This is a genomic window from Pseudomonas sp. BS-2016 (genome assembly GCF_001806145.1).
Lineage (GTDB): Bacteria > Pseudomonadota > Gammaproteobacteria > Pseudomonadales > Pseudomonadaceae > Aquipseudomonas > Aquipseudomonas lundensis.
The window spans coordinates 81,605-98,490 of sequence record NZ_MLCT01000036.1; the positions used below are offsets into that span (position 1 = coordinate 81,605).

Sequence of the window (16,886 nt, forward strand, 5' to 3'; positions counted from 1 at the left end):
GCTGGCAGACGGAGTTCCACAAGAGAAATTCCCCACAGTTATAAGAACCATCGCAGAGCTGACTAAAAGCTTGGTCAGTTACGTTTGATTTGCCCGCTTAAACGCCCTGAAAACAAAAAAGAGCCCCGAGGGGCTCTTTTGCGCAAGCGGTAAAAAACGGTTTAAAAATCGTCTTCTACCTGACCATCCTTCACCTTGAATTCGCGGTTTTGCAGGTAGGCATTGCGGATAAATACGTATTTGTCGCCCGTGATCAGTTTTTCAGCCGACAGCAAGCTGGCGCGGGTATCGATCACGTCCATGCCGATCGCCATGTTGCGCGCCGGGATGTCGTTCATGTAACGGTAGGGTTCGGCGTAAGTGTCCGGGTAGATGGCTACCGCGTCACGCACCGTGCTTGGGCCCAGCAGCGGCAACACTACGTATGGACCACTCGGAACACCCCAGCGGCCCAACGTCTGACCGAAGTCTTCTTCATTGCGTTGCAGGCCCATTTTGGTGCCCACATCGAAGAAACCACCCACACCGATGATGGTGTTCATCAGCACCCGCGCAGTATCCACGCCCGCTGCGTGCGGCTTGGCCTGCAACACATCGTTGGCCAGGTTACGCACGTCACCGATGTTGCGGTACATGTTATGGATACCGTCCTCGAGGAACTGAGGCGTGATGTATTGGTAGCCCTGAGCGATTGGCTTCAAGGCATAGGTATCAAGGGTGTCGTTAAACTTGAAAATGACACGGTTGACACCTTCCCACGGGTCATCTTCGGTCGCGGCCTGAGCGGTAAAAGGCAGCATGGCCACACCGGCAACCAGACACAATTGGGCTAGACGATCATTCCAGCGCATAGCAAATAACTCCTAGGCAACACTTACACTCGGGCGCTATGCCCTGGTTTTGGGCGTTAGTATAACGAGAAATGTCGAACAGGCAGCCCCCTTAACGACACAACTTGCAATCTGCTCGCGCCCGACGACCTTCAGGCGCCTTCTGAAGACCAGAAGACAGCGCATTTTTCAGGCGTCCGTGATAAGGATCATGCCAAGTGGACATGAGTGGATTACTCTAAAGGCCCGCTTGATCGACCTTTTGTTCATTACGATGGTCTATCGCACAGCCTCTCAATAAAGGATGAACGTTATGCCTGCCCGCGAACTGCAAGAACAACTCGACACTCTGCGCGAGCAACTGGAAAAAAATCCGCCGCTGAGTGAAAAAGAGCGTGAAGATCTGAATCAACTGGCGGCGCGAATCGATGCTGAAATCAAACTTGAGAACGCCACGCAAGACAACAGCCTCGCCGACAACCTTAATCTGGCTGTAGAACGCTTTGAAGTGGAACACCCCACCCTGGCCGGCACACTGCGCAATATTGTCCAGACACTGGGCAACATTGGCATCTAAACCACAGCGGTCATTAAAAGCAAAAAAGCCCCGACTCAACCGAGCCGGGGCTTTTTTTTACTGCTTTTTCCCTCAGATCGCGGTTTGACCGCTCATGGCCAAGTCCAGCAGCTCACGGTTAGCGACGGCATACATCGCATAGTCATTCCCCGTCGCTGCACGCAAGTCCACCAGCATGGCGCGCCAGCGCTCAACCATGGTCTGGTTCTGCTCCAGCCAGAGCGCCAGACGCGCCTCGATGCTCTCACCGGCATCGGTCATTTGCAGGACCGAGACCGTGATCGCCCGCTGCTGCCAGTCGATATCGTCGCGGAAGGCTTCACGGGCCAGCGCTTGCCAGTTGTTTTCCACCGGCAGGTTGCTGATTTGCTGCAAGTACCATGTCAGGTCCAGCGCACTGCCAACAGCGAAATACGCCTTGGCCACGTCCACCGCGTTCTGCCCGGTCACATCCGAGGCTTCAATGATCGGCAGCAAGGTGTACAGGTGCGTGGTGCCCGCCACCATGCGTGCCAACAACTCCGGAACGCCCGCCTCGACATACGCCTGGTAGCGCGTCTGCCAGCCTTCACGGGTCGGCCCTTCCAGCAGTTCGTCAAGTTTGAGGCCCAGCGCTGCCAGATGCGGTCCGAAGTGCGCCACATCCCGCGCGGCGTCCAGCTCATTGCGACGGCTGCGCAGGAACCAGCGCGTGGCGCGACGCCCCAGGCGCATCAGCTCATCCATCAAAGCCAGTTGAATCTCGGCCGGCACTTGATAATCCAGCGCCTCGATCTGACGGAACCAGTGCGGCAGGTGGAAAATGTCACGCACGATCACGTAAGCGCCGGCCACATTGGCAGCGCTCATGCCCGTCGACTCTTTGAGCCGCTCAACAAACGTAATGCCCATGTGGTTGACCAGATCGTTGGCGATCTGGGTGCTGACGATTTCACGCTTCAGGCGATGACGACGCATCGCTTCGGCGAACTTGCTGACCAGCATCGGCGGGAACGCTGTTTCCATGTCGCGGGTCAGGTAGGCGTCATCCGGCACCTGGGAGTTGAGCAACGCTTCTTTAAGGTCGATCTTGCTATAGGAAATCAACACCGACAGCTCGGCACGGGTCAGGCCATGACCGGCCGCCACGCGCTCGTTGAGCTGCTCTTCAGAGGGCAGGAACTCAATGGCACGGTCCAACTTGCCACGCGCTTCCAGATCGTTCATCAGGCGCTTGTACTCGGCAATCCGCTCATAAGCACGGCGCGCCGCCAACGAAATGGCCTGCGTCTGCTTGTAGTTGTTGCCCAGCACCAACGCACCCACTTCGTCGGTCATGCTGCCCAGCAACTGATTGCGCTGCTTCTCGGTCATATCGCCGGCCTGCACCACTTCGTTGAGCAGGATCTTGATATTCACTTCATGGTCAGAGCAGTCAACACCACCGGCGTTGTCAATGAAGTCTGTGTTGGTGGCACCGCCATTGAGACCAAACTCCACACGACCCAATTGCGTCATGCCGAGGTTGCCACCCTCACCCACCACTTTGCAGCGCAACTCGTTACCGTTGACGCGCAGTGCATCGTTGGCCTTGTCGCCCACATCCGCATGGCTTTCGCTGCTGGCCTTGACGTAAGTCCCGATGCCGCCGTTCCACAGCAGGTCAACCGGCGCCTTGAGCAAGGCGTTCAGTAACTCGGTCGGGGTCAATTTGTCAGCGGTGATTGCAAAACGCGCTTTCATTTCCGGAGAAATGGCGATGCTTTTTGCGCTGCGCGAGAAAATACCGCCGCCCGCCGACATGATGCTGGTGTCGTAGTCCGACCAGGCCGAACGCGGCAAGTCGAACAGGCGCTTGCGCTCTGCAAAGCTGTTGGCAGGCTCCGGGTTGGGATCGATGAAAATATGCAGGTGGTTAAACGCAGCCACCAGTTGCAGTGTGTCCGACATCAACAAACCATTGCCGAACACGTCACCGGCCATGTCGCCGATACCGACCACGCTGATGCTGTCTTCCTGAACGTTGATCCCGCGCTCTTTAAAGTGGCGCTGCACACCGACCCAGGCGCCTTTGGCGGTGATGCCCATCTTCTTGTGGTCATAACCGGCCGAACCACCCGACGCGAACGCGTCACCCAGCCAGAACCCGTAGTCGATGGCGATACCGTTGGCGATGTCGGAGAAGGTCGCAGTGCCTTTGTCCGCAGCCACCACCAGATACGGATCGTCCTCGTCGTGACGCACGACGTTCAATGGCGGCACCAGCGCACCGTCCTTGAGGTTGTCGGTGATGTCCAGCAAGCCGGAAATAAAGATCCGGTAGCAGGCAATCGCTTCTGCCTGAATCTCGTCGCGGCCACCGCCCAGTGGCAAACGACGCGGGACGAAACCGCCCTTGGCACCCACCGGCACGATGACCGAGTTCTTCACTTGCTGGGCCTTCACCAGCCCCAGCACTTCAGTGCGGAAGTCTTCTTCACGGTCCGACCAGCGCAGGCCGCCGCGCGCCACGTTGCCGAAGCGCAAATGCACGCCTTCCACGCGGGGCGAATACACGAAGATTTCAAACTTGGGCACCGGCTTGGGCAGTTCGGGAATCAAGTGCGGATTGAACTTGAAGCTGAAATACGAACGGTTCTGGCCGTTGGCATCCGGCTGGTAGAAGTTAGTCCGCAACGTAGCCTTGATCAGGTCCAGATAGCGACGCAGGATGCGGTCTTCATTGAGCACCTGAACATCGTCCAGCGCGCTGAGAATCGCTTGTTCCAGACGCTGCTGCTTGTCTTCCAGGTCTTCAGCGGTGAGCTTGCGCGCCAGGTAGAAACGCGTTTTGAACAACCGGGTCAGTTCGCGGGCGATATCGGTGTGGTTGTTCAACGTGCTGGCGATGTAGCCCAGATCGAAGCCCAGACGGATTTGCTTCAGGTAACGGGCGTAGGCACGCAGCAGCGCCACATCACGCCATGGCAAACCGGCGGTCAGCACCAGGCGGTTAAACGCATCGTTTTCCGCATCGCCACTGACGATGTGCACGAACGCATCTTGCAGGGTGTCGTTGAGTTGCTGGATGTCCAGGTTCAAGCCTTCGCCCGCGGTAAAGGCGAAATCATGGATCCAGAACTCACGGCCATTGGCGTGGCGCAAGCGATACGGAAACTCGCCCAACACCCGCAGACCGAGGTTTTCCAGAATCGGCAACACATCTGACAGCGCCAGCGGTGTGTCGGCGTGGTACAGCTTGCAATGCAACTCCTGACCGGCGCTCTGCCCCAGCGGCTGGTAGAAGCTCATCACCAGCGGGTTTTGCTCGTTCAGGCTCATCAGATGCTGCATGTCGACCACGGCCGAGTGCGCCGCGAAACGTTCGCGGTAGCCGGCCGGGAAGCCTTTCGGGAAGTCGCTCAGTACTTTGGTGCCATTGGCCTCGCCGAAGCTCTCGACCACCAGGCTGGCGTAGTCGTCCTGCCAGCTGCGGCACGCCTGGATGACTTCTTTTTCCAGCAGCAGCGGGTCGATATCGATGCGGTTTTTCGGGTCTACCCGCAGAATCAGCTGCACGCGTGCCAGCACCGACTCAGAGAAGAACGTCCAGAACTCGCAGTCCGAGGCTTGCAGACGGTCCATCAGCACTTGCTGGATTTTCTGCCGCACTTCGGTGGAGTACACGTCACGCGGCACATACGCCAGGCAATAGCAGAAACGCCCGTACGGGTCTTTGCGCAGGAAGACGCGAATCTTGTTGCGCTCCTGGATTTGCACAATCGACATCACCGTACTGAACAGCTCGTCGACCGGTGTCTGGAACAGGTCGTCGCGAGGCAGCACTTCGACCACCTGCGCCAGTTCCTTGCCAAGGTGCGCTTTGGGCTGGAAACCGGAGCGGCGTTCGATTTCAGCCACTTTGCGGCGGATATACGGGATTTCACGCACGCTCTCGCCATACACCGACGACGTGTAAAGGCCCATGAAGCGGCATTCCTTCAGCACCTTGCCGTCAGCATCGATCTGGCGGATCGACACATAATCGGGGTAAGCAGGACGATGCACACGGCTTGGGTGAGCCGCCTTGGCAAACGACAACAGGGTCGGTTCGCGCAGGTAGCTGACGGCGTAGTCTTCGATGCGCAGGTCTTCGGGGGTCAGCCCGGCGCGCAGCAGCTTGGTCAGACCGAGGAAGGAAGCCGGGTCATATTCAATATGGCCACCGTCCGCTTCATCGCGCACCACGAACTCTTCATAGCCCAGGAACGTGAAGTGGTTGCCCACCAGCCATTCCAGAAAACTCTTGATCTCGGCTTTCTCATCAGCCGCCACGGCGTACTGGCAACTGTCGATGCTCGCCAGCAACTCCTGAACCTTGGCCTTCATTGGCTCAAAGTCAGCCACAGCAATGCGCACTTCACCCAGAACCTGCTCCAGCTCTTTGCTCAGCACATTCAATTCAGCGGTATTGGAGCAGCGGTCGATCTCCAGATACATCAGCGACTCTTGGGAAACACCCTCGCCCTGCGTACCCTTCGCCAGGATTTCCAGCAACTCGCCCTTGCTGCCACGGCGTACGCTCAGGACCGTGGTTTGCAGCGTATGGATGCTGTAACCGCGACGGTTGAGTTCGGTACGTACCGAATCCACCAAAAACGGCAAATCGTGGTGCAGCACTTCGACGGCGGTGTGCGTCGATTGCCAGCCGTGACGTTCGTAATCCGGGTTGTAGACCCGCACTTGAGGCTGGGCCGGGTCAAAACGTTCAAGCAGGCGCCAGGCCGACAGCGTGCAGCCGGCAAGGTCGGACATGCGACGTTGAGTGAGTTCATCCAGAGAAATGATGCCGAAGAATTGCTCGGCGAACAGCGCCACTTGTGGCAGTGCCTGTTCACTGATGTGCTGCGCCAGTGCCGCTTGCAGTTGATGCTGGAAGTCGGCCTTGCTGGCTGCGGTGAAGAACGCCATCTGTGGTACTCCGCTTGGGCTTGTTATTGAGAGAAGCGTCGCGTGCTATTCCCGCATGGGGAGCTGCCCATGCTGCGTGAGGCTGGATGTGGCAACCACCCTCAATGCACAGCATGACAGGGAGGTGAAGCTGGCCGCGACCCAGGGGTCACATTCACGTTCCAGGAGGGGTATCTACAAAAACGACTGACCGCTCAGCGGGCTGTGTCTTTAGAGATAACTATCCCGGATGCAGCTTAACGAGAGAGATGCCCGCGATACTTGCGATGCGGCGACATATTCAGTCATCGGGACGTAACCGCGGGTGCTGCTCATGTTCAACCCTAGCACTCGATAACGAAAAAACTTCACGGAAAATACCGCTTTACTGACGTTGGAATCTGAAATGACTGACAGTCGAAAACACTTCAGTTGCGCCGTTTCAGCATTCAGACCTGCACAAACGCGCGCAGGCTGGCAAACTTGCCGCTTTTGAACGCTCTGCAGGCGCCCAAGCGCCAGGAATTAGCCCATGAAAATCACAGCCCCTCTACTGCTCGCCAACCCGTGCGACGAGGAAGAAGAGAACCTCGCCACGGTCTGCTGCTTCAGCACGCAGGGCGACATGTTTCTGATGAGCCGCTATCCGGACGAAGATGAGCTGGAGATTTCCCTGGGGGACAACGATCCCTCGTCACTGGAAGGGGTCAAAGTCACCCTGAGCCCGACCCGCCTATTGCTTGAAGTGGCCGCCGGTGACGTTGACGTACTCAATGGCGATGATCACCTTGAGATCCAGTTCGACGCCGAGGCCACGGACATGCAAGAGCTTGAGCAAACCCTGACCCTCATTCTGGATGGCGTCGGCACCTATGCCAGCGAGCTGAGCTGACACAGCCCCCACCTCTCATCAAGCCGCCCGCCGCATCGCAAACACGCTGCCCAACACAATCGCCATCCCGAACAGCACCCCACCTGATACATGGCTGCCCAGCAACACTGCGGCCATCAACATGGCGACGGGAGGCACCAGATACATCACGCACACCGAACGGCTCACTTCGGTGTGCGCCAGCACATAGGCCCACAACAGGTAGGCCAATGCACTGGGAAACACCCCCAGCACCAGTACGGCGAGGTTGACCCTGACCGGCGCAGCGCTCACCTGTGTCGCCAGGCCCGGTGCATAGACACCTAACAACAGGGTTCCGGCCCAAATGGTGTAACAGACGATGGTCAAGGGGCTGTAACGGCTGGAATAGTGCTTTTGCAGCGCGAAATAGACGCTCCAGGACAACGCCGCCAGCAGTATCAACAACCCTTGGGGGCGGAAGGTGCCCAAGCCCTTGTCCCCCCAAATGACCACCAGCGCCCCCACCAGCCCCGTGCCCACCCAACACCAGCGCCAGGCGCTGACGGACTCTTTAAGCCAGATTGCCGCAATAAACGTGCTGAATATCGGTGTTGACTGCGCCAGCACACTGGACGCGCCGGGGCTGACCCAGCGCTGGCCGGTGTTCAACGCCACATGGTGAATCACAATGGCGAACAGCCCCAACACCATCAACCACGGCGCGTCACGCAGGCGAGGCAAGCCAATGCCGCGCACCAGCGCCACCACGCCCATGAACAGCGACGCCACCAAAAAACGCAGCAAGGCCAAGTGGCCGGGGGAGTAGCTTTGCAAGCCGATATGAATCCCGATCGGCGAATACGCCCAGCACAGCACCACTGCCAGCATTGCCCCGAACAACGCCGGGGCCGTTGCACGCCTCAAGCGCGCACCGCCAGCGCCGGGGTTTCAGCCATCGCAACCGCGATGCCTTGCCAATAATGCTCAGTAATGGCCAGAAAACGATTGAACCCGACGCACAGTCCAGCGAAGTCTTCTTGGGTACAACATTCAACGGCCGCGGCTTCGACTGCCTGAACTTTGTGCTCTTTCTCGGCTTCACCGATATGAATATGAAAATACTCACAGTGCTCATGAAACTCATCATTGTGTTTATACGCATACTGATAATTCCTCGCGCCTTCGTATAAACGCGTCAACATGGAATACGCCAACCACTCTTGCGCCAACAACGCCCCTAATACATGACTTTCAGAACGGCCCAATCCGTGCGGTGCATATAACGCATCTTGTTCATCAATAAATAATTGGGTGGACGCCAACAAGGGCCCGGCTTCCAGTTCTTGCAGCGAATAAGGCCGCTTGGCCAAACGGCTCAACAGATCAAGCAAATAGCGTTGCAAGAGCGCGCTGTGCGCTTTATGCACATCCCCGCCACCCAGCTCCGAATACAGGTTCTTGACGATTTCCACCCGCGCCTGCAGGGTTTTGGCGCGCAGCAACGACAGCGCGACCATCGTCGCGGTGCGCCGGGTACGCGCCCAATAGTTACGGGCAAACACTTCCACTTCGGCAAACGTCAGGGTTTCGTTAAGCCAGCGTTGATAAAACCTATTATTGAGTGCGCCATGTGAAAACACGGTCTGCGCCAATGACTCAACTTTTGTTTTTGTAATGTTCATATTGACCTCGCTAACAGAGGGGTTACCCTTCCTTTCATCCAGCGCACACTGACGTCAGCCGCAGTGTTTGCAGAAGTCAATGTCAGTCAGCCCTGGCGCAGCGAACAAGTGATTAATTAAGAGTTCTGAACTCAGGGGGAGTGAACCGTGGAATTGAGCCAACTCAGGATGATCAAGTCGGTGGCCGAGTGCGGCAGTATTGCGCTGGCGGCTCAACACCTGCACTGCGTGCCGTCCAATATCACCACGCGCATCAAACAATTGGAAAACGAACTGGGCACCGTGCTGTTCACCCGTGCGGGCCGAGGGCTGCAAATCAGCGCCGCCGGTCAATTGTTTCTGGGGTATTGCGAACGCATCCTTGCACTGGTCGATGAAGCCCGGCGCGCCGTCACGCCCCACGCCAAGCCCCACGGCACACTGCGCATCGGCGCCATCGACTCGTGCGCCACCGGGCGCCTGCCGCCGCTGCTGGCCGAATACCACCAGCGCTACCCGGAGGTCACGCTGGAGTTGGTGACCGGCCAATGGCCGCAACTGCTTGATGACGTCCAGCACCATCGGCTGGATGCCGCGATTGTCGCCATCGATGTTCAGCACCCCAAATTGCTCAGCACCGCGCTCTATCACGAGCCGTTGATTTTGATTGCCGGGGCTGCCCATCCGCCGCTCACGGACTTGAGCGCCATCTCCCGGCAAACCGTATTCATGTGGCCAGCGGGCTGTCCGTACCGCGACACACTGGAACAGTGGCTTGCCGTACACAACGTGCCCATCAACAGCGTGGCCTACGCCAACTGGGGCAGCATCATCGGCTGCGTCGGCGCCGGCGCCGGGCTGGCCATCGTCCCCGAGGGCATGCTGGAGCGTTTTGGCACCGGCGCCACCTTGACGCGCTATCGTTTCAACGACCTGCCAGCGGTGCAAAACCGGCTGGTGTGGCACCGTGAAACGGGGTGCCACACGGCGCGCGATGCCTTCGCCAGCCTGCTGGCAGAGCACTTTTCACCGCAGAATCCGGGGCCGGCCACGGCGTGCAAATAAGCAACATTCTCAACAACCGGGTTGTTTTGTGCTTTTTCCACAAAAACCCCGACTGGCATTAGTCCCAACCCCCTGCAATGGATTAAAGTAACGCCCCCAGCCCCGGCGCAATTCATGCGCCGCCGGTGTCCTTTTCAGGAACAGTCATCGATGGAACATCGTGAAGCGCTGCTTGCGCTGCGAACCTTTCTTTCAACGCAGATTCTCGGTCAGGAAAAGCTGATCGACCGGCTGCTGATCGCGCTGCTGGCTGACGGCCACATGCTGGTCGAAGGCGCCCCCGGCCTGGCCAAGACCAAGGCCATCAAAGAACTCGCTGAAGGCATTGAAGCGCAGTTCCATCGTATTCAATTCACCCCCGACCTGTTGCCCGCCGACATCACCGGCACCGAGATCTATCGCCCCGAAACCGGCAGTTTCGTGTTTCAGCAAGGCCCGATCTTCCACAACCTGGTGCTGGCCGATGAAATCAACCGCGCCCCGGCCAAGGTGCAGTCCGCCTTGCTGGAGGCCATGGCCGAACGCCAGGTCAGCGTCGGGCGCAGCACGTACGAGCTGTCGCCACTGTTTTTGGTGATGGCCACGCAGAACCCCATCGAGCAAGAAGGCACCTACCCGCTGCCTGAAGCCCAGCTCGATCGTTTTCTGATGCACGTCAAAATCGGCTTCCCGGATGCGGCGGTCGAGCGCCGTATCCTGCAACAGGCCCGTGGCGAAGCCCTGAACGGCGAAACCAAGCCCGAGCGCCGGGTCAGCCAGCAAGCCATTTTCGCAGCGCGCAAGGAAATCCTCGGCTTGTACATGGCCGACGCCGTGGAGGAATACCTGGTGCAACTGGTCATGGCCACCCGCACCCCCGGCAAATTCGACCCGGAGATGGCCGAGTGGATCGCCTATGGTGCCAGCCCCCGCGGCTCGATTGCGCTGGACCGCTGCGCCAGGGCCCACGCATGGCTCGCCGGGCGCGACTTTGTCAGCCCCGAAGACATACAGGCCGTATTGTTCGACGTGCTACGTCATCGCATCATTCTGTCGTTTGAGGCCGAAGCCGCTGGCATCGACCAAGACCGTGTGGTGCAGCGCATTCTTGACGTCGTCGCCGTTGCCTGACCGATGAACAACCCCCTGCCCGCCGAACCCGGCATTCGCGTGACCCTGGCCGAGCTGATCGAAATGCGCCATCGGGTGCGCGAAGTGCAGCTGTTTTCCTCGCCCAGCCAGCGCAGCCCGCTGGTGGGCCTGCACCACTCAAAACTGCGCGGGCGCGGGGTCGATTTCGATCAGGTGCGGGTGTATCAGGCCGGAGACGATGTGCGCACCATTGACTGGCGCGTCACGGCCCGCACTCTTGAGCCCCACACCAAGATGTTCCATGAGGAACGCGAACGGCCGATTTTCATCCTCGCCGAACAAAGCCGCCGCCTGTTTTTCGGCTCAGGGCTGATGTTCAAGTCCGTACTGGCCGCCCAGGCCGCCAGCCTGATCGGTTGGGCAGCGCTGGGCCACAACGACCGCGTGGGCGGACTGGTGTTCGGCGACCACGAACATTACGAAATCAAGCCGCGACGCAGTAAACAGAGCCTGCTGCAACTGCTCAACCGTCTGGTGCGGGTCAATCAGTCCTTGCACACCGAGGTGCAATCGGACCGCGATGCCTTGGGCATGGCACTGATCCGTGCCCGAGAAGTGCTGCGGCCCGGCAGCCTGGTGATCGTGATTTGCGACGAGCGCGCCCTCACCGACGCAGCCGAACAACAATTGAGCCTGCTGGCCCGCCATTGCGACCTGATGCTGTTACCGCTCTCGGACCCGCTGGACCATGCACTGCCTGCAGCGGGCTTGCTGCGCTTTGCCGAACGCGGGGCCCAGCTCGAACTCGACACCCTCAACTATGATTTGCGTCAGGCTTACCGCGCGCAAGCCGAAGCTCGCATCGCGCGCTGGGCCTTGCTCGCGCAAAAACTGCGGGTGCTGCTGATGCCCTTGAGCACCCAGAGCGAAATGATCGAACAATTGCGCGACTACCTGAATGCCAAGCGCCCCGGCAAAACCCTATGACCACCCTTGAGCAACTGCAACCGTTGATTGCGCCTCAGGCCATTGGCCTGTGGCCGCCTGCGCCGGGTTGGTGGCTGCTGCTGGTAATCCTCCCTGCGCTGGGCTGGGGCCTGTGGTGGTTACGCCGCTATCTGCCGGCCAAACGCCTGCCAAAGCGCACCGAGCAACCGCTGGACCCGGTACGCCTGGCGGCGCTTGAAGAACTTGCGCGCTTTCCCAAACCTTACGACGGCGCACCCGCCGGTGCCTGGCTGCAACAGCTCAATGGCCTGCTCAAACGTCTGTGCCGCAACCATTACCCCTACAGCCAGAGCCACACCCTTAATGGCCGCAAATGGCTGGCGTTCCTTGACAACCGCTGCCCCGCCGCCGGGCTGACGCGCTGGATGGTGCTGGTAGAAGGCGCCTACAAACCCGAATGCAAGCTTGATGACAAAGCCATTGCCGGGCTCAATCAAGCCGTAGAAACCTGGATCCGCAAACATGTTTGAGTTCGCCTGGCCCTGGCTGTTCGCCCTGTTGCCGCTGCCGTGGCTGATGCGTGCTGTGTTGCCGGTGGCGGACAGTGGTGAAGCGGCGCTCAAAATCAGCTTTCTGGGCGACCTCGAAGAACTGGCGCGACGCAAAGCCCGTTCGACCCTGCCTTCGTGGCGCCAACAGGCGCCCTACCTGCTGCTCTGGCTGTTGCTGCTGACGGCGGCTGCACGCCCGCAATGGGTCGGTGAGCCGCTGCCCATTGCCGCCAGTGGCCGCGATTTACTGGTGGCGGTTGACGTCTCGGGGTCGATGGATTTTCCGGACATGCAATGGCGGGACGAAGACGTCAGTCGCCTCGATCTGGTCAAAAGCCTGCTGGGCGACTTTCTGGAAAACCGCGAAGGCGACCGTGTCGGCCTGATCCTGTTCGGCAGTCAGGCGTACCTGCAAGCGCCGCTGACCTTTGATCGGCATACCGTGCGCACCTGGCTGGACGAGGCACGCATTGGCATTGCGGGCAAAAATACCGCCATTGGCGATGCCATTGGCCTGGCCCTCAAACGCCTGCGCCAACGTCCGGCCCAGAGCCGCGTACTGATCCTGGTCACCGATGGTGCCAACAACGGCGGGCAGATCGACCCGCTGACCGCCGCGCGCCTGGCCGCTGAAGAAGGCGTCAAAATCTACCCGATCGGCATCGGAGCAGACCCCGAAGACAGCAGCACCAAGGGCCTGTTCGGGATTAACCCCGGGGTGGATCTGGACGAGCCCGCGCTTCAGGAAATCGCCCGGTTGACCGGCGGCCAGTATTTCCGCGCCCATGACGGCAAAGAGCTTGCCGCGATCAAGGACACCCTCGACCAACTCGAACCGGTGGCCCAGCAACCCACCCAGGCGCGCCCGGCCAACGCCCTGTATAGCTGGCCACTGGCAGGTGCATTGCTGCTGAGTGTGCTAATGGTGATTCGCGAACTGTGGCCCAATGCGCTGCTGCACCGCTGGCTGACCCAGGAGCACCGCCTGCACCCTCTGCCTCAATGGCGCCAGCGCCTTAAGCGGCTGCGCCTGCGGAGACGCCGATGAACACGCTCTGGCCGCACTGGTTTCGCCCCGAATGGCTGGCGGTATTGCCCCTGCTCGGCTGGCTGCTGTGGAAACTCTGGCACCGCCAAAAACGCGCCGGGCGCTGGCAAATGATCTTGCCCGTGGCGTTTCAGCGGGTGCTGCTGAGCGGCGGCAATGGCCGCGACAGCAAACTGCCCTGGATTGTCCTCGGGCTGGGCTGGCTGCTGGCGGCGCTGGCGCTGATGGGCCCGAGCTGGCAGCGGGTGGAGCAAGCCACGCAAAAACCCGCCGATCCGCTGGTGGTGATGCTGGAACTGACCCCCGAGATGCTGGCCACGGACAGCTCGCCCACACGCCTGGAACAAGCGCGGCGCAAGGTGTACGACCTGCTGCAAAACCGCAGTGACGCGCAAACGGCGGTCATCGTGTACGCCGGCAGCGCCCACACGCTGGTGCCGCTGTCTGACGACCTGGCCACCAGCCGCAACCTGTTGGAGGCGCTCAAGCCCTCGATCATGCCCCAACCCGGCCATCGAGCCGACCTGGCGGTCGGTAAAGCCTTGCAGTTGCTGGATCAGGGCGCACTGGGCCAAGGGCGACTGCTGCTGATCGGCTCCTCCCTGAGCGCGCAGGAACGGGAAGGCATTCGCAACCGGCTGGGCAGCGATGCGCCGCCGTTGCTGATGCTCGGCATCGGTACGCGCGACGGGGCACCGGTGGTCGATGAAAACGGTCTACTGCTTAAAGACGACCAGGGCGCCATTCTGTTGCCTCGCCTGGACAGCCCCGATTTGCGCAGTTTCATGCTGGACATCGGCGGCCGCTACCGGCAGGCGCGTCTGGATGACAACGACTTGCGCGGGCTCGGCCTGCTGGACGGCGCACACCACCTGCGGGCCGACGGCCAGACCCAACGCCTGGACACCTGGGCTGACCAGGGTTATTGGCTATTGCTGCCCCTGTTGCTGCTCGCGGCTTGTGCCGGGCGGCGCGGCTGGCTGTTCTGCCTGCCGCTGCTGTTCTTGCTGCCACAGCCCAGCTATGCCTTCAGTTTCACCGACCTGTGGCTACGCCCCGACCAACAGGGCCAACGCCTGCTGGAACAGAAAAAACCGCTGCAAGCGGTGCAGCACTTTGAAGACCCGATGTGGCAAGGCATGGCGCTGTATCAAGCGGGGGACTACGCCGCTGCAGCTGAGCGTTTCGCCGAGGTCAACAGCGCCAGCGCCCACTACAATCGCGGCAATGCACTGGCCATGGCAGGCGAGCTGGAGGCGGCCATTGACGCCTACGAGCAAGCGCTTGAGCGTCAGCCCGAGTTGCAGGCCGCGGCCCAGAACAAGGCCTTGATCGAGCAACTGCTTGAAGAGCAGCATGAGCAAAGCCACGCCACGCCCGAACGCCCCCCCGAGGCCGAAAACCCGGCCCCTGACGCCCAATCACCGGGCAGCACGCCACCCCAGGGCGCGCCCGGTGCTACCCGTCCTGCGCAAGACCCGAGCGGGGCTTCGACGCCTGCTGGCGAGGTCAGTCCTCAGCCTGCGCAACAGCCGGACGCGCCGCCGACCGCCGCCGGCGAACCGGAGGCAGCGCCCGCGACCAACCCTGCCCCGTCAGGCATTCGGCCCATTGAAGAAGAACACCGGCAGGCACTGGAGCAATGGCTGAAACAGATTCCCGACAACCCCAGCGAACTGTTGCGACGAAAATTTTGGTACGAACAGCAGCAACATCAGGACACGCCTCAATGAACCGCCTTTGTGCTTTGTTACTTTTGCTGTGGTGCTGGACACTGCCCGCCCAGGCACTGGGGCTGGTCGCCAGTGTCGATCGCGATCACCTCAACTCGGGCGAAACCGTTGAGCTGACGCTGGAATCCAATGACGCCACGCAATTTGGCAAGCCCGACCTCAGCCCCCTCGACGACCTGTTTGAGGTGCGCGGCACGCGGCAGGTCAATCAACTGACCAACCTGAGCGACAGCAACAAAGCCAACACCCGCTGGATCATCACCCTGCAACCCAGGCGCACCGGTACAGTGGTGATCCCGCCGCTGCAGGTGGGCGATTATCACAGCCAGCCGATCAGCCTGACCGTCAGCCAGAGTGAAGCCACGGTCAACGAACTGGCTCCGGTCTTTATTGAGTCCAGCCTCGACCAGTCCAGCGTCTACGTGCAGGCCCAGGCCATCCTGACCCTGCGCATTTACCACTCGGTGGCCCTGTACGACGACAGCAGCCTGACCCCGTTGCACCTGAGCGATGCCATTGTCGAACAGCTCGGCGAGTCGCGGACTTACGAAAAACTGATCAACGGGGTGCGCCACGGCGTCATCGAAATGCGCTACGGGATCTACCCGCAACACAGTGGCGAGCTGTTGGTGCCTGCGCAAACTTTCAGCGCCACCCAGGTCGACAGCCAACAGTCCAACGCCCCGGCGCCCTTGGGCCCGGTACCGGGAAAACTGGTACACGTGACGTCGCCGGACATCCCGCTCAAGGTCAAGCCCAAGCCGCAAGACTACCCGAGCACCGCGCCCTGGTTGCCCGCACGCAGCCTGAGCATGAGTGAAACCTGGAACCCCGAGCCCGATCACTGCAGGGTGGGCGACTCGCTCACCCGGACCCTGACGCTCAAGGCCCAAGGGCTGTCCAGCGCGCAATTGCCCGCACTCACCGCCACCGACGTCAACGGCTTGCGGCGTTATCCCGACCTGCCGCAACTGAGCAATCAAATCACCGAAAACGGCCTGATCGGCAGTCGCGAAGAGCGCGAGGCGCTGGTGCCCACCCGCATAGGCCAAGTCGAATTGCCTGCGGTGGAAGTGGTGTGGTGGAACACCCACGAAGATCGCCTTGAGCGCAGCTACTTACCGGCGCGCACGCTGCAAGTCGCCGCCAACCCTGACCTGGCGCTGGACCCTGCCGCCAGCGATACGACGCGGCCCCTGAGCGATGAATCGTCGCTCTGGCTGTGGCAACTCAGCACCTTTGTATTGGGTTGCTCGACGCTGATCGGCTTTGGCCTGTGGTGGCGCGCCCGCTGGCAGCCAGCCATTTTGCGGGCTGCGCAGACTGGCCCCAGCCCGCGCACACTGCTCGATGATCTCAAACGCGCCTGCCTGGCCAACGACCCGCAAGCGACCCGCCAGGCACTCGATGCCTGGGCCCGCCAGCAACCCGAAACCCTGGCGGACATGGCCGCGCGCTTTGTGTTGTTGTCCGATGCGCTGGACGGCCTCAATGGCGCGCTCTACAGCGAGTCTGGCCAGCACTGGCAAGGCGAAGAGTTATGGAAGGCCATTCGCAGCATTCCGGCGCACGAGCGCGAGCAAGACCCCGGCAGCGAGCCGAGCAGCCTGCCGCCGCTCTACCCCAAATAATGTCGAGGTG

General features: G+C 60.5%; 13 protein-coding genes. 9 read left to right on the forward strand and 4 right to left on the reverse strand.

Going from position 1 to position 16,886, the window contains the following annotated elements; all coding sequences use genetic code 11:
* Nucleotides 1–161 precede the first annotated feature (161 nt).
* Complete coding sequence (locus BKD70_RS19015) at nt 162–851, reverse strand: VacJ family lipoprotein (RefSeq protein ID WP_047275462.1); 690 nt, start codon at nt 849–851, stop codon at nt 162–164.
* A gap of 292 nt (nt 852–1,143) precedes the next feature.
* Between BKD70_RS19015 and BKD70_RS19020 the strand changes: the two genes are divergently transcribed.
* The gene (locus tag BKD70_RS19020) at nt 1,144–1,407 is read left to right on the forward strand and encodes a DUF4404 family protein (protein ID WP_047275464.1); all 264 of its coding nucleotides are present in this window, start codon (nt 1,144–1,146) and stop codon (nt 1,405–1,407) included.
* Between the two features lie 72 nt (nt 1,408–1,479).
* On the opposite strand, the gene BKD70_RS19025 is transcribed toward BKD70_RS19020, so the two are convergent.
* Nucleotides 1,480–6,336 carry an NAD-glutamate dehydrogenase gene (locus BKD70_RS19025; protein WP_047275467.1) on the reverse strand — a complete coding sequence of 1,619 codons (4,857 nt, stop codon included), beginning with the start codon at nt 6,334–6,336 and terminating at the stop codon, nt 1,480–1,482.
* A 511-nt stretch (nt 6,337–6,847) separates the two neighbouring features.
* Between BKD70_RS19025 and BKD70_RS19030 the strand changes: the two genes are divergently transcribed.
* Nucleotides 6,848–7,207, forward strand: a complete 360-nt coding sequence (locus BKD70_RS19030) for a hypothetical protein (RefSeq protein ID WP_047275469.1) — start codon at nt 6,848–6,850, stop codon at nt 7,205–7,207.
* Between the two features lie 18 nt (nt 7,208–7,225).
* Here BKD70_RS19030 and BKD70_RS19035 read toward each other — a convergent pair whose 3' ends face one another.
* The gene (locus BKD70_RS19035; RefSeq protein WP_047275471.1) at nt 7,226–8,056 is read right to left on the reverse strand and encodes a DMT family transporter; all 831 of its coding nucleotides are present in this window, start codon (nt 8,054–8,056) and stop codon (nt 7,226–7,228) included.
* 32 nt (nt 8,057–8,088) lie between these two features.
* On the reverse strand, nt 8,089–8,850 hold the full coding sequence (locus BKD70_RS19040) for an iron-containing redox enzyme family protein (RefSeq protein WP_047275473.1): 762 nt from the start codon (nt 8,848–8,850) through the stop codon (nt 8,089–8,091).
* Nucleotides 8,851–8,997: 147 nt separating this feature from the next.
* Here BKD70_RS19040 and BKD70_RS19045 point away from each other — a divergent pair, with 147 nt between their 5' ends.
* The 7 genes from BKD70_RS19045 (at nt 8,998) to BKD70_RS19075 (ending at nt 16,876) form a co-directional block, all read left to right on the forward strand.
* Nucleotides 8,998–9,894, forward strand: coding sequence for a LysR family transcriptional regulator (locus tag BKD70_RS19045; protein WP_047275475.1), 897 nt, complete (start codon nt 8,998–9,000; stop codon nt 9,892–9,894).
* A 150-nt stretch (nt 9,895–10,044) separates the two neighbouring features.
* The gene (locus BKD70_RS19050; protein ID WP_016780594.1) at nt 10,045–11,004 is read left to right on the forward strand and encodes a MoxR family ATPase; all 960 of its coding nucleotides are present in this window, start codon (nt 10,045–10,047) and stop codon (nt 11,002–11,004) included.
* Nucleotides 11,005–11,007: 3 nt separating this feature from the next.
* Nucleotides 11,008–11,952, forward strand: coding sequence for a DUF58 domain-containing protein (locus tag BKD70_RS19055; RefSeq protein ID WP_047275477.1), 945 nt, complete (start codon nt 11,008–11,010; stop codon nt 11,950–11,952).
* Nucleotides 11,949–12,443, forward strand: coding sequence for a DUF4381 domain-containing protein (locus BKD70_RS19060; protein ID WP_047275479.1), 495 nt, complete (start codon nt 11,949–11,951; stop codon nt 12,441–12,443). Before BKD70_RS19055 ends, BKD70_RS19060 begins: the two co-directional genes overlap by 4 nt.
* Nucleotides 12,436–13,512 (forward strand): VWA domain-containing protein, encoded by a 1,077-nt coding sequence (locus BKD70_RS19065; RefSeq protein WP_047275480.1) that lies wholly within the window; start codon nt 12,436–12,438, stop codon nt 13,510–13,512. Before BKD70_RS19060 ends, BKD70_RS19065 begins: the two co-directional genes overlap by 8 nt.
* Nucleotides 13,509–15,245, forward strand: a complete 1,737-nt coding sequence (locus tag BKD70_RS19070; RefSeq protein WP_047275482.1) for a tetratricopeptide repeat protein — start codon at nt 13,509–13,511, stop codon at nt 15,243–15,245. Before BKD70_RS19065 ends, BKD70_RS19070 begins: the two co-directional genes overlap by 4 nt.
* Nucleotides 15,242–16,876, forward strand: a complete 1,635-nt coding sequence (locus BKD70_RS19075; RefSeq protein ID WP_047275485.1) for a BatD family protein — start codon at nt 15,242–15,244, stop codon at nt 16,874–16,876. Before BKD70_RS19070 ends, BKD70_RS19075 begins: the two co-directional genes overlap by 4 nt.
* Nucleotides 16,877–16,886: the final 10 nt, after the last annotated feature.

Coding starts and splice junctions, on each gene's coding strand:
- BKD70_RS19015 (WP_047275462.1), bottom strand. CDS start 851: ATGCGCTGGAATGATCGTCTAGCCCAATTGTGTCTGGTTGCCGGTGTG.
- BKD70_RS19020 (WP_047275464.1), top strand. CDS start 1,144: ATGCCTGCCCGCGAACTGCAAGAACAACTCGACACTCTGCGCGAGCAA.
- BKD70_RS19025 (WP_047275467.1), bottom strand. CDS start 6,336: ATGGCGTTCTTCACCGCAGCCAGCAAGGCCGACTTCCAGCATCAACTG.
- BKD70_RS19030 (WP_047275469.1), top strand. CDS start 6,848: ATGAAAATCACAGCCCCTCTACTGCTCGCCAACCCGTGCGACGAGGAA.
- BKD70_RS19035 (WP_047275471.1), bottom strand. CDS start 8,056: ATGCTGGCAGTGGTGCTGTGCTGGGCGTATTCGCCGATCGGGATTCAT.
- BKD70_RS19040 (WP_047275473.1), bottom strand. CDS start 8,850: ATGAACATTACAAAAACAAAAGTTGAGTCATTGGCGCAGACCGTGTTT.
- BKD70_RS19050 (WP_016780594.1), top strand. CDS start 10,045: ATGGAACATCGTGAAGCGCTGCTTGCGCTGCGAACCTTTCTTTCAACG.
- BKD70_RS19055 (WP_047275477.1), top strand. CDS start 11,008: ATGAACAACCCCCTGCCCGCCGAACCCGGCATTCGCGTGACCCTGGCC.
- BKD70_RS19060 (WP_047275479.1), top strand. CDS start 11,949: ATGACCACCCTTGAGCAACTGCAACCGTTGATTGCGCCTCAGGCCATT.
- BKD70_RS19065 (WP_047275480.1), top strand. CDS start 12,436: ATGTTTGAGTTCGCCTGGCCCTGGCTGTTCGCCCTGTTGCCGCTGCCG.
- BKD70_RS19070 (WP_047275482.1), top strand. CDS start 13,509: ATGAACACGCTCTGGCCGCACTGGTTTCGCCCCGAATGGCTGGCGGTA.
- BKD70_RS19075 (WP_047275485.1), top strand. CDS start 15,242: ATGAACCGCCTTTGTGCTTTGTTACTTTTGCTGTGGTGCTGGACACTG.